Origin of the sequence: Pseudomonas sp. JV245A, from assembly GCF_032424515.1 — a bacterium.
Classification (GTDB): Bacteria; Pseudomonadota; Gammaproteobacteria; order Pseudomonadales; family Pseudomonadaceae; genus Aquipseudomonas; species Aquipseudomonas protegens.
The window spans coordinates 1-12,633 of record NZ_VYKE01000013.1 but is presented as its reverse complement, the minus strand read 5'-3'; the positions used below and the strand labels follow the sequence as shown (position 1 = coordinate 12,633).

Annotated in this window: 11 protein-coding genes and 1 pseudogene; 4 read left to right on the top strand and 8 right to left on the bottom strand. The window is 64.9% G+C overall.

The annotated features are described in order from the left end of the window. Nucleotides 1–3: 3 nt before the first annotated feature. A complete protein-coding gene (gene glnK / locus F6S12_RS05960) occupies nt 4–342 on the bottom strand; it encodes a P-II family nitrogen regulator (protein ID WP_002555808.1) in 339 nt (112 codons plus the stop codon). A 416-nt stretch (nt 343–758) separates the two neighbouring features. Here glnK and F6S12_RS05955 point away from each other — a divergent pair, with 416 nt between their 5' ends. Next, complete coding sequence (locus F6S12_RS05955) at nt 759–1,019, top strand: accessory factor UbiK family protein (protein WP_015637456.1); 261 nt, start codon at nt 759–761, stop codon at nt 1,017–1,019. A 186-nt stretch (nt 1,020–1,205) separates the two neighbouring features. After that, the gene (locus F6S12_RS05950) at nt 1,206–2,699 is read left to right on the top strand and encodes a YifB family Mg chelatase-like AAA ATPase (protein WP_011064193.1); all 1,494 of its coding nucleotides are present in this window, start codon (nt 1,206–1,208) and stop codon (nt 2,697–2,699) included. A 4-nt stretch (nt 2,700–2,703) separates the two neighbouring features. On the opposite strand, the gene F6S12_RS05945 is transcribed toward F6S12_RS05950, so the two are convergent. After that, nucleotides 2,704–3,918 carry an aldose 1-epimerase family protein gene (locus tag F6S12_RS05945; protein ID WP_123431107.1) on the bottom strand — a complete coding sequence of 405 codons (1,215 nt, stop codon included), beginning with the start codon at nt 3,916–3,918 and terminating at the stop codon, nt 2,704–2,706. A 112-nt stretch (nt 3,919–4,030) separates the two neighbouring features. Further along, nucleotides 4,031–4,609, bottom strand: a complete 579-nt coding sequence (locus F6S12_RS05940) for a TetR/AcrR family transcriptional regulator (protein WP_011064195.1) — start codon at nt 4,607–4,609, stop codon at nt 4,031–4,033. Between the two features lie 113 nt (nt 4,610–4,722). Here F6S12_RS05940 and F6S12_RS05935 point away from each other — a divergent pair, with 113 nt between their 5' ends. Beyond that, nucleotides 4,723–5,649 carry an ABC transporter six-transmembrane domain-containing protein gene (locus tag F6S12_RS05935; protein ID WP_170866332.1) on the top strand — a complete coding sequence of 309 codons (927 nt, stop codon included), beginning with the start codon at nt 4,723–4,725 and terminating at the stop codon, nt 5,647–5,649. Nucleotides 5,650–5,652: 3 nt separating this feature from the next. On the opposite strand, the gene F6S12_RS05930 is transcribed toward F6S12_RS05935, so the two are convergent. From F6S12_RS05930 to F6S12_RS05920, 4 genes and pseudogenes are all read right to left on the bottom strand, one after another. Then, entirely contained in the window at nt 5,653–6,621 is a 969-nt protein-coding gene (locus F6S12_RS05930) for a phosphatidylinositol-specific phospholipase C domain-containing protein (RefSeq protein WP_053160431.1), read from the bottom strand. 119 nt (nt 6,622–6,740) lie between these two features. Beyond that, complete coding sequence (locus F6S12_RS33730) at nt 6,741–7,463, bottom strand: methyl-accepting chemotaxis protein (protein ID WP_375379721.1); 723 nt, start codon at nt 7,461–7,463, stop codon at nt 6,741–6,743. 132 nt (nt 7,464–7,595) lie between these two features. After that, nucleotides 7,596–8,717 (bottom strand): annotated as a pseudogene (locus F6S12_RS33725) (Cache 3/Cache 2 fusion domain-containing protein); the annotation flags it as partial. Nucleotides 8,718–8,909: 192 nt separating this feature from the next. Further along, nucleotides 8,910–9,830, bottom strand: a complete 921-nt coding sequence (locus tag F6S12_RS05920) for a LysR substrate-binding domain-containing protein (RefSeq protein ID WP_161466779.1) — start codon at nt 9,828–9,830, stop codon at nt 8,910–8,912. Between the two features lie 150 nt (nt 9,831–9,980). Here F6S12_RS05920 and F6S12_RS05915 point away from each other — a divergent pair, with 150 nt between their 5' ends. Beyond that, on the top strand, nt 9,981–11,387 hold the full coding sequence (locus tag F6S12_RS05915) for a NorM family multidrug efflux MATE transporter (RefSeq protein ID WP_011064200.1): 1,407 nt from the start codon (nt 9,981–9,983) through the stop codon (nt 11,385–11,387). An 18-nt stretch (nt 11,388–11,405) separates the two neighbouring features. Here the strand turns inward: F6S12_RS05915 and F6S12_RS05910 are convergent. Beyond that, the coding region (locus F6S12_RS05910) for a bifunctional diguanylate cyclase/phosphodiesterase (protein ID WP_315868785.1) at nt 11,406–12,633 on the bottom strand (1,228 nt) is incomplete at its 5' end.

Here is a 12,633-nt window from a genome sequence, read left to right as displayed (position 1 = left end):
GGCTTAGATTGCGTCGGTATCGGTTTCGCCGGTACGGATGCGAATAGCCTGTTCCAGATTGACCACGAAGATCTTGCCGTCACCGATCTTGCCGGTGTTGGCGGCCTTGGTTATCGCCTCGATAACCCGGTCAAGATCCTTGTCGTCAATGGCGACATCGATCTTCACCTTGGGCAGGAAATCCACCACGTACTCCGCACCGCGATACAGCTCGGTGTGACCCTTCTGCCGGCCGAAGCCTTTGACTTCAGTGACGGTAATGCCCTGCACGCCGATCTCGGACAGCGACTCGCGCACGTCGTCCAACTTGAACGGCTTGATGATGGCAGTGACTAGCTTCATGAAACTCTCTCCCGAATTGGTGGACTTGCCCCAGGAAAACAAACCCGACTCAAGTCTAAGCGCAGTGCCTGGCTTTGTAACGCACCGTCGGCCTTCCTCAGCCCGACCGACGCCAGCTAACCGCTGTCTGACGAAACACTCCCCGCTCCGCCTGCCGCACTGCATTCGTCACAGCGACTGCATCAGTGCATGGGTCACCAGGGTCTAAGCAGAAAGCTTGCCAGCTCGGGAAAAATCAGTGATTTCAGTCCCTTGCCCCGAGCCGGCAGGGAATGCGGGAAAACGGCACCCGGGATACGCACAAAAACGGTGCGCTGGCGCCCGGCCAGATGCGCGAAAAACGTGCAACCCGGGGCCACCTGGAGCGTCGTTGCTGCGTGATACACTGCGGGCCGACTGCAATTCAGGACTCTCCCATGCTCGCGCCCAAAGACCTTCTCGACGCCCTGAGCGGCCACGCCTCGCGGTTGCTCAGCGGTGAAACACCCCTGCCCCGCAATGAAATCGAAAGCCAGCTCAAGGCCCTGCTACAAAGCGGCTTCAGCAAGCTGGACCTGGTCAGCCGGGAAGAATTCGACAGCCAGATGGTGGTCCTGGCCCGCACTCGCGCGCGCCTGGAAAGCCTCGAAGCCAAGGTGGCGGAGCTGGAAGCCCGGCTGAACCCGGTAGCGCAGTGATCTGAATCCGGGTTCGCCGGCAGGCCGGCTCCTACAGACCTGTCCTGTAGGAACTGGCTTGCCGGCGAAGGCTCGTGCACCGACGACATATCCTGTGCCCATTCGGGCGCTCCTCTGGCCAGCCCCCTCATCTATCCTTGCAGCACCGCAGGACGCGGTTCCCGCTGTCGCAAGGAAGCTCTCCCCATGTCCCTGGCAATCATCCACAGCCGTGCCCAGGTCGGCGTCCAGGCTCCGGCTGTCAGTGTTGAAGTGCACCTGGCCAACGGCTTGCCGAGCCTGACCCTGGTGGGCCTGCCGGAAGCCGCGGTCAAGGAAAGCAAGGACCGGGTGCGCAGTGCAATCCTCAATGCCGGGTTCAACTTTCCGGCCCGGCGCATCACCCTCAACCTGGCGCCGGCGGACCTGCCCAAGGACGGCGGGCGCTTCGATCTGGCCATCGCCCTGGGCATCCTTGCCGCCAGCGTGCAGGTGCCGGCCCTGGCCCTGGACAACATCGAATGCCTGGGGGAGCTGGCACTCTCCGGCGCGGTGCGCCCGGTACGCGGCGTACTGCCCGCCGCACTGGCGGCACGCGACGCCGGGCATACCCTGCTGGTGCCCCGGGCCAATGCCGAAGAAGCCTGCCTGGCCAGCGGCCTAAAGGTGATCGCGGTGGATCATCTGCTGGAGGCCGTTGCCCATTTCAACGGCCACGCGCCGATTGCGCCCTATGTCAGCGACGGCCTGGTGCAGAGCCACTTCCCCTACCCCGATCTCAGCGAAGTGCAAGGCCAGCTCGCCGCCAAGCGCGCCCTGCTGATCGCCGCGGCGGGCGCCCACAACCTGTTGTTCAGCGGCCCGCCAGGCACCGGCAAGACCCTGTTGGCCAGCCGCTTGCCCGGCCTGCTGCCACCGCTGCAGGAAGATGAAGCCCTGGAAGTCGCGGCGATCCAGTCGGTGGCCAGCCACAAGCCCCTGCGCTACTGGCCACAGCGGCCGTTTCGCCAGCCCCACCATTCGGCTTCGGGTGCGGCACTGGTCGGAGGCGGCTCGAAACCCCAGCCCGGGGAAATCACCCTGGCCCATCACGGCGTGCTGTTTCTCGATGAACTGCCGGAGTTCGACCGCAAGGTCCTGGAAGTGCTGCGCGAGCCCATGGAGTCCGGGCAGATCGTCATTGCCCGAGCCCGGGACCGGGTGCAGTTCCCGGCACGCTTCCAATTGGTGGCAGCGATGAACCCCTGCCCCTGTGGATATCTTGGCGAGCCCAGCGGACGCTGCCGTTGCACACCGGAGCAGATCCAGCGCTATCGCAACAAGTTATCCGGGCCGCTGCTGGATCGCATCGACCTGCACCTGACCGTGGCCCGCGAAGCCACCGCCCTCAACCCCGAGCCGCAACCGGGCAATGACAGCGCCGCAGCCGCCACCAGGGTCGCCGGGGCCCGCGAGCTGCAACGCGAGCGCCAGGGCTGCGCCAACGCCTTTCTCGACCTGCCCGGCCTGCGTCGCCACTGCAAATTATCCACAACCGACGAGCGCTGGCTGGAAGCGGCCTGCGAACGCCTGGGCCTGTCGTTGCGGGCCGCTCACCGTTTGCTCAAGGTGGCGCGTACCCTGGCGGACCTGGAACAGGCCGCGCGAATCAGCCGCGAGCACCTGGCCGAAGCCCTGCATTACCGGCCCAGCGCCGATTGAAGGTTCATTCCCGGGGCAGGTCTACCAAGGGTGTTGGCCGCACTTCGGTCTGACGCCCATCCTGGATCTGGCTGACACGGCTCAGGGCTTTATCCACCGCGGCTTTATCGGCCAACAGGCTGTAGCGAATCTGGAATTGCCGCTGCTCCTTGGCGCCAATGCTCGGCACTAGATGCAACGGGCGCTGGTAACGGCGGTTGTAGGAAAAGCTGGTGCCCGGTTCCAAACCCGTCACATAACCCTGGCCCTGGGTGTCGGTGTTTTTCCACAGGGAAAACACCGGCAGTTGTCGAGTGTTGAAGCCCAGGGAAACACCCAGGCTCCCGGCCTTGTTATGCAACACCGCCAGGGTCTCGCCCTGAGCGTCGGCGTAGGGCACGAGGTTGTACACGGTTTCGTCGTAGTCGCGGGTCGGGCCGCGATAGGTCTGCCAGTCCGCCAGGTCGGCCCGGGCCTTGTCATTGAACGGCGAAACCTGCTTCACCGGCGCGGCGAACTTCGCCCCCTGCTCCAGGAACGGCGTACTGAAGTTACTGTGGTAGAGCGCCTGGTATTCCTTGGGGTAGTCGCCGTTGTTGGTCAGGGTGTCGTTGAGCGCAAACCGGGTGCTGCCGGGTTCGGTCACCAGTTCGGTGGCGACGCTGAAATCCACTTTCTTGAACGCCTGCTCCTTGAGCTCGCCCCGCAGGTGAATGGCATACGGCGGTTGCTCGTCGATATGCAGCGTGACCTTGCTCGCCGGGATGTTGGCCGCGCGGCCGTGCAGGGTCAGCAGCTCGCCATTGTCCAGGCCCGGGTGCCCGACCCACTCATAGCCACAGCGGGCCACCAGTTCGTTGAAGCCCTCCAGCCAGCCCAGGCCACCGCGGCCGTTAAGCTCGATGAAGGCCGGGTTGACCACCTCCTTGACCGGCGAATCCCAGCCCAGGCGCACATCGCCCACCGAAGCCTGCAGCACGTTCATGCCCCGGGTCGGCACCACCGAGAGCTGCATCACGCCGTTGTCGATGTCGACGATGCTCACCCCCTCCTGGCGTCCGCCATGCAGGGTGCGCAGGGTCACGGAAAACGGCCGCTCGGTCTTGACCCCCAACTGTTCACTGGTCAGGTGCAGGTTGCGGGGAGCCTTGTCGGTATCGAGCAATACATAGTCCCAGGCCATGGCGTGGGAGGTGGCGGCCAGCGCGCCAAGGGTGACCAGCAGTTTCAGCGGAGTCATGCAGGAGTGCCTTTTTTGGAGTTGTGCGGTTTTTATAGCCCTGAAGAATCGTTTCAGCAAGGCCAAAAACCCCAACTAGCCGGACAAACTCCACTCCGCTGGCCGTTTCCTGTCAGCCCTCGAATCCCAGCAGCAGGCCAGCCACTTCCATGACTTCCTGCAACGCCGACTGGGCAGCTTCGGGGGAAGCCCGCAGCAACAGGTCATCGGCGTAACCCATGGTCTGGGCGAACAGTTGCCTTGCCGCGCGCTCGGGGCTGGCGCAGCGGAATACCCCCGTGCGGACCCCATCGGCAATGATCGCCGCCAGCATGTCCCGCCACTGGCCGTTGATCCTCAGGTAGGCCTGCGCCAGCTCGGCGTCATGCATGGCTTCGTCCCAGGCATCGAGCCACAGCGCCCAGCCGGCTTCGGCGGAATCGGGCAGGCAGTCACGGAGAAACCCCAGCAAGGCGTCCATGGGCGCGGCACCGCGCAGGGGCTGGCCCACCGCCTCCAACTGGTCATCGGCAAACCGCACGAAGGCTTCGCGGCGCAGCCCCTTCCAGTCACTGAAGTAGTGATAGACGTGGCTGCGAGACAGCCCCGCATGCTCGGCCAGGTCACGGGTGGAAACCTCGGCGAAACCCTTGCTGCGGAATAATTCCAGGGCCGCCTGGATGATCTGGTCTTTACGGTCGTTACGCGACATGTGCAATCAGGCCTCTTGGCGCCAGGATGGACGGCGCTTGCATTTTGAGCGTTCGCTCAAAGATAATTGAGCAGTCGCTCAATATTAACCGTTATCACTCTTGTGGTGCACTCATGTCCGCCGTCACCCCACTCATCGTCGTGGATCCAACCCAGAAAATCGGCCAGCAGACCGCCAGCCAGACCCTCAAGGCCATTGCCCGGGCCTATCCGGGCAAGCTGTTCGTCACCTTGTCCCTGGTGGCCCTGGAAAACGCCCTGCTGCTGGCCTACCCGCTGTTCGCCGGCTTCGCCGTGGATTCGATCCTGCGGGGCGACGCTGCCCATGCGCTGATCTATGCCCTGGTGGTGCTGGGCTTCTGGGTGGTGGGCGCGGCGCGGCGTGCAGTGGACACCCGTACCTTCACCCGCATCTACGCGGACCTGGCGGTGCCGGTGATTCTCAACCAGCGCCTGCAACAGCAGGACACCTCCACCGCCGCGGCGCGGGTGGTGCTGGCCCGGGAGTTCGTCGACTTCTTCGAAAAGCACGTGCCGACCATCGCCACGGCCCTGGTGTCGATCGTCGGGGCGGCAGTGATGCTGCTGGTGATCGAACCCTGGATCGGCCTCGCCTGCCTCACGGCGCTGTTGCTGTGCATGACCCTGCTGCCACGTTTTGCCCGGCGCAACCAGCAACTGCACGAACGCCTGAATAACCGGCTGGAAAAGGAAATCGGCCTGGTGGCCAGGGTCGGCGCGGTCTCGCTGCAGCGTCACTATCGCCTGCTGTCGCGGCTGCGCATCGGGCTCTCGGATCGGGAAGCCGCGGCCTATCTGTTCCTTGGCGCTGTGGCAGCGGTGCTGTTCGTCATTGCCATCAGCCAGTTGGCGCTGTCGCCCGAGATCAAGGCCGGCCATGTGTATGCGGTGATGACCTACCTGTGGACCTTTGTCAGCAGCGTCGATGAAGCACCGACCATGGTCGATCAACTGGCGCGCCTGCGGGACATCGGCAAGCGCGTGGACCCGGGGCTCGGTGAACCGACCGAACCCCGGTGAAGCTCAGAACGGCCGGATGCGATAGCCGCCGGAGTTCTGCTCGGCGAACTTGTAGTAGGCCGAGAGGTTGACCTTCTCGCTGATGTGCTGGGCGAACGACACCCCGTCATCGCCCCAGACCCGGCCCACATGGCTGTAGGCAAAGGCCTGGGCCGCCCACTTCTTGTCGCCCTTGGACATGTTGTTCATGGCCACGTAGCCGGACGACTGGCCGGACATGCCACTGACCTTGCCGCTGACATCGTTCTGGCCATTGGTCACCGGCGAGATGAACACCTTGGCGCTGGAAGTCCGGGCCTCGGCGTACTGCGAGAGCTTCTGGTTTTCCGAGTGGTTGAGCACCAGCAGGACCTTGCCCTGAAGCTGGCTGGCGGTGGGCCAGGACTTGCCCTTGAGGTTGCCCTGCAAGGCGCTTGCGCTGCTGCCGATGTGCGTGGCCAGGTCCTGGGGGGTATAGAGCTTGCCCTGGAAGACCCGGGTCACCAGCTCATCGAAATCCTTGGGCGTGCGCCCCGAGCTTTCCTTCGACCAGCCCTGCTTCTTGTCGAGGATCACCGTGATGGGAAAGTGCCCGGGGTGGTTGTCGCTCCAGTTCTTGACGTCGTTGAGGCAGGCTTCGAGATCGTTCTTGCCGGTGCCATCGCCCGTGCAATTGTTGTCGTTGCCGGACTGGAACAGGGTGCCGGGGTTGTGCCGCACGAACCAGTGCCGGGGCGAGCCGCCGGTCACCGCATCGCGCTGGTCCCAGAAGTCCAGTTCCAGGGTGCGCACACTGTCGAGCACGCTGCTGAAGGTGCTTGCGTATTGCTTCTCGTAGCAGTTGTGACAGGCCACCTGGGCGATGCCGTTGAACGGGGTATTCCAGGTAGCCGGGGCGATGAACGCCGGGCTTTCCTGGCTGAACGCCGCCGGGCTGAGCAAGAGTGCCGACAGCGCCAGGGCGCGGGGGACGAAACGGGAAAGATGAGTCATGCCAGCTCCTGCTGAAAGGGAGGTCCTTGGGGCAAACCACTGCTCATCTGTTTTAGTCGAATCAAGCCTCATTGCAACTTTCGCCCCCCAACCCGGATTGAGGGGCGAGGCGCCAGCCGTCAGCGGAAGCGATCGACTTCCTGGCGCAGGTCCGCGGCCAGGGTTTCCAGCTCACGGGCAGTGACCGCCAGGTTGGACACCACTTCACGCTGCTCGCTGTTGGCCTGGGCAATGCTCTGCAGATTGCTGCTGAGTACCGTGGCGGTGCTGCTCTGCTCCTGGGTCGCGGTGGTGATGGCGGCAAACTGCTCGCCGGCGCTGCGGCTCTGCTCGTCGATCAGGGCCAGGGCCGAGGCCACGTCGGCGTTGCGCGACAGGCCTTCCTGCATCAGGCGGTTGCCCTGCTCCATGGTCTGGATGGCGTGGCCGGTTTCCTGCTGGATGCTGTTGATCATCTGGGAAATTTCATCCGTGGCTTCACGGGTACGCGAGGCCAGGTTGCGTACCTCATCCGCCACCACGGCAAAACCGCGGCCCTGCTCACCGGCCCGGGCGGCCTCGATAGCGGCATTCAGGGCCAGCAGGTTGGTCTGGTCGGCAATCGCGGTGATCACTCCGACAATTCCGCCGATCTCCTGGGAGCGCTGGCCCAGGGTGTTGATCACCGTGGCCGTGCTGTTGAGGGCTCCGGCGATCTGTTCCAGGGAAGACGAGGCCTCTTGCATGGAGGTGCGGCCAATATGGGTCTGCTGGGCGTTTTCCTGGGCCAGGCGCTGGGTACTGCCCATGTTGTCGGCGATGTTCAGCGAGGTGGCGCTGAACTCCTCCACCGCCCCGGCCATGCTGGTGATCTCGCCGGACTGCTGCTCCATGCCTTCATATGCACCGCTGGACAAGCCGGACAGCACCTGGGCCCGGCCGTTGACCTCGGCGGCAGAGCGGCGGATGTGCTCGACCATGGTCGACAGGGCTTCGCCCATCTGGTTGAAGCTGCGGGCCAACTGGCCGATTTCGTCATGGCTGGCAACGTTCAGCCGTGCGCTCAGGTCACCGCCGCCCAGGGCCTGGGCCTGGCGCACCAGGTCGCTCAGCGGTGCCAGCTTGCTGCGCAGCAGCCAGACCGTAGCGCCCACCGCCAGCAGCATGGCCAGCAGGCTGCCGATCACCAGCCGAATACCAACGCTCCAGGTCACCGCGCGGATCTCTGCCTTGGGCATGCTCGCCACCACCGACCAGGGACCACCCTCGAACGGCACTGCCAGGCTGTAGAAGTCTTCGCTCTGATCACTCCAGAAACGCCCCTTGCCCGGCTCCTTGGCCGCTTGCGCCATGACCTGCGCCGCCTGCTCCGGCGCCTGCACGCCGGCCGGTGGCACCAGCCACTTGTTCTGCTCGTCGAGCAGGGCCAGGGAGCCGCTCTGGCCGATGCGGAAGCGCTTGAGGTTGGCGAACTGGGCATTTTGCGCATCGGTGTAATCGAAGCCGACAAACAGCACCGCGATGACCTTGCCGCTGCGGTCCAGCACCGGGGTGTACTGGGTCATGTAGAAGCGTTCGAAGAGCAAGGCCCGGCCCACATAGCCCTGGCCCGCCATGAGTTTCTGATAGGCCGGGTGGGCATGGTCGAGCAAGGTGCCGATGGCACGGCTGCCATCCTGCTTGCTCAGGGAGGTACTGACCCGCACGAAGTCATCGCCACTGCGCACGAACAAGGTCGCCACACCGGCGGTCATCTGCTTGAACTGGTCGACTTCGGCGAAGTTGTTGTTCAGCACCACATCCCCCAGGTGCAATCCCGGGGTCTGCACCCCGGCCACGCTCACCGGTTGTTCCGGATGCAGGCTCAGGCCGCTGCTGAAGCGGTTTTCGAACAGGCCGCTGAGGCGCTGGGTGCTCTCGCGCAGGCTGCCGTGGAACGTGTTGAGCTGATCGGCCAGCAGACGGGCTTCACTGGCCAGGTGTTCCTCTCGGGTGTCGAGGTTCGCCGAGTCCAGCGAACGCAAGGCGAACAGGGTGCTGCCGCTGATCACCAGGGCGAGTATCAAGGCAAGGGCGAGCCCTAGCTGAGAGGCTATGCGGGCACGGGGTTGGGACATGATGGCTCCTTGCCGAGAAGGCGGATCATCCTGATCGGTCAGCACCCTCGGCAGTCATAATTCTAAGATTTTTAATCAGTTAGGACCTTCCTGAACGCTGGTTCCATAACCCATGGATTCGGCGGCACGAGCCAATACTTGAGCGCTTTGCAGGGATATTTGCACGCCCCGCCAGCCGGGTACTGCAACGTTTCAGCCCAGGCGCTCTACGGCGGGCAGTTGCATGGCCTGGACCTCGCCCTGAAGGAAGTCGCTGAGGCGCCGCAAACGCTCGCCTCCGGGCCGGGTCCTGGGCCACACCAGATAGTAGTTCAGGCCACTGGCCACCGCTGTCGGCCAGGGCAGGCTCAAGCGACCCTGGGCCACATCCTCGGCCACCATCAGCAAGTCCCCCATGGACACGCCGTAACCCCGCGCGGCGGCAATCATCCCCAGCTCCAGGGTGTCGAACACCTGCCCGCCCTTGAGGGACACCTGGTCGGTCAGGCCCATGTGCTCCAGCCAACTGCGCCAGTCGCGGCGGTCCGGGGTCGGGTGCAACAGCTCGGTGGCGGCCAGCCGCGCCGCGTCCCAGGGCTGATCATTGAGCAGGTTCGGCGCGCCCACCGGAATCAGCAGTTCGGGAAACAGGTAGCTGGCCTCCCAGTCCGGGGGGAAGTGGCCATTGCTCAGCAGCACCGCGCAGTCGAAGGGCTCCTGGTTGAAGTCCACCGAGTCCACGTCCATCCAGGCACTGGTGAGCTGCACCTCATTGCCCGGCTGCAAATGGCGGAAGCGGCTGAGCCGCGCCAACAGCCAGCGCATGGTCAGGGTCGAGGGCGCCTTCATGCGCAAGATGTCATCTTCGGCACGCAGGGTATTGCAGGCCCGTTCCAGGGCACCGAAGCCCTCGCGTATCCCCGGCAGCAGCAAGCGCGCCGCCTCGGTCAGTTGCAAGTTGCGCCCGCTGCGCTGGAACAGCCGGCAAGCGAAGTGATCCTCCAGGGTCCGGATATGCCGGCTGACCGCGCTCTGGGTGATCGACAGCTCTTCGGCTGCCCGGGTGAACGAGCTGTGCCGGGCCGCTGCCTCGAAGGCGCGCAGGGCATACAGCGGAGGAAGACGACGGGACATGCAGGCACTCCAGAACGTGACAGGGCCACGCTACCAGAAAGTGCTTCGCATGAGTTTTAATCATGCCAGCAATCGTTTTTATCCCTTTGTGCTATGGGCCAAGAGCGCCGAGAATCAGCGCTCTCCCGGACTTTCTCCTGATCGAGCCTGATGACCATGCAGCATCCAGCACGTACCGAACTCTGGGCCATCCTGCGGCTGGCGGGGCCGCTGATCGCCTCGCAGCTGGCGCACATGCTGATGGTCCTCACCGACACCCTGATGATGGCCCGCCTGAGCCCCGAGGCCCTGGCCGGCGGCGGCCTGGGTGCGGCCAGCTACTCCTTCGTATCAATCTTCTGCATCGGCGTGATTGCCGCGGTGGGCACGCTGGTAGCGATCCGCCAGGGCGCTGGCGACATCGAGGGCGCCGCGCGCCTGACCCAGGCCGGGCTCTGGCTGGCCTGGCTGATGGCCCTGGTGGCCGGCCTGCTGCTGTGGAACCTCAAGCCGCTGCTGTTGCTGTTCGGCCAGACCGAAAGCAACGTCCACGCCGCCGGCCAGTTCCTGCTGATCCTGCCGTTCGCCCTGCCCGGCTACCTGAGTTTCATGGCCCTGCGCGGCTTCACCAGCGCCATCGGCCGGGCCACGCCGGTGATGGTCATCAGCCTGGGCGGCACCGTGGCCAACTTCCTCCTCAACTACGCGCTGATCACCGGCATGTTCGGCCTGCCGAAACTCGGCCTGGTGGGCATTGGCCTGGTGACCGCCATCGTCGCCAACTGCATGGCCGTGGCCCTGGCCTGGCACATCAAGCGCCACCCGGCCTACGCCGCCTACCCGCTGCGCCAGGGCCTGTCCCGGCTGAACACCCATTACCTGCGGGAACTGTGGCGCCTGGGCCTGCCCATCGGCGGCACCTACGCGGTGGAAGTCGGGCTGTTTGCCTTCGCCGCCCTGTGCATGGGCACCATGGGCAGCACGCAACTGGCAGCGCACCAGATCGCCCTGCAGATCGTCTCGGTGGCGTTCATGGTGCCGGCGGGGATTTCCTACGCCATCACCATGCGCATCGGCCAGCATTACGGTGCCGGGCAATTGCTCGATGCACGATTGGCCGGGCGCGTGGGCATCGCCTTTGGCGCGGTGGCGATGCTGGGGTTCGCCATGATCTTCTGGCTGCTGCCCAACCAACTGATCGGGCTGTTCCTCGACCACAACGACCCGGCCTTCGCCGAGGTGATCCGGCTGGCCGTGAGCCTGCTGGCGGTGGCCGCCTGGTTCGAGCTGTTCGACGGCACCCAGACCATCGCCATGGGCGCGATCCGGGGCCTCAAGGATGCCAAGACTACCTTCCTGGTGGGTCTGGGCTGCTACTGGCTGATTGGCGCACCTTCGGCCTGGCTGATGGCCTTCACCCTGGGCTGGGGGCCGACCGGTGTCTGGTGGGGCCTGGCCCTGGGGCTGGCGTGTGCGGCCATCAGCCTGACCCTGGCATTCGAGTGGCGAATGCGCCGCATGATCCGGCGTGAGCCGCCCGTGCCGGCCATGACTCTCCAGGCCGGCCAGGCGGATTGAGCCCGAACCGGCGTCGGTTTAAACCGTCCCTTCCTGCAGCGCCTGCTGGCTGCTGCCGAAGGTCAGATAGTCCATCAGTTCCGCCAGGGGCAGCGGCTTGCTGATCAGATAGCCCTGGGCCTGGTCGCAACCAAAGCCCCGCAGCAAGGCCAGCTGTTCCGCCGTCTCCACGCCTTCGGCCACCACATTCAGGTTCAGGTTATGGGCCAGGTTGATCATGGCGTGGACCAGCTTGCGGTTCTCTTCGCGCTGCTCCATGCCGCCGACAAAGCTCTTGTCCACCTTGAGCAGGGTAATGGGCAGGCTGTTGAGGTGGACGAAGGAAGAGAAGCCGGTACCGAAATCGTCCAGGGAGAAACGCACTCCCAGGCGCCCCAGGGCATCCATGGTCTGCTTCACCAGGTCACTGCGGCGCATCACTGCGGTCTCGGTCAATTCGAATTCCAGCCACTGGGCCTCGACTCCGCGCTCGGCAATCAGGCGGCTCAGGGTCGAGAGCAGTTGGCTGTCCTGGAACTGGCGGAACGACAGGTTCACCGCCATGTGCAACGGCGGCAGGCCGCGTTCGCGCAGGGCCTGCATGTCCCGCAGGGCTCGGGAAATCACCCAGTAGCCCAGGGGCACGATCAGCCCGCTCTGCTCGGCCAGGGGCACGAACTCGCTGGGCGGCAGCAGGCCGCGCTCGCCATGGCGCCAGCGCACTAGGGCTTCGAGGCCCACGATCTTGCCGTCATGCAGGTTCAGCCGGGGCTGGTAGTGCAGCTCCAGTTCGTCGCGGCGCAGGGCCCGGCGCAGTTCGCTTTCCAGGTCGGCCAGGCTGCGAGCGTTGCGATTGATCCGCTCGTTGAAGATATGAAAGGTGCAGCCCTGGGTGCTCTTGGCCTGTTGCATGGCGATGTGTGCATGCCACATCAGCGGGTCGGCGCCGGCATTGGCCCGGGCATGGGCAATCCCCAGGCTGCAGCCGATCAGCAGGCTTTCGCCATCGACCCAATAGGGCTCGGCCATGGCTTCGGTGATGCGCTCGGCCATCCACTCGGCCCGCTGTGGAGCGCGGCGGGTGTCGATGAGCAAGGCAAACTCATCACTGCCCAGGCGGGCCAGTTGATCGCCGGCCTCAAGCTGGCTTTTCAGGCGCGAGACCACCTGCAGGATCAGCCGGTCGCCGGCCTGGTGGCCCAGGGCGTCGTTGGCGTGGCGGAAATTGTCCAGGTCGAGATGGCCCAGGGCCAGGCCACGGCCTTCG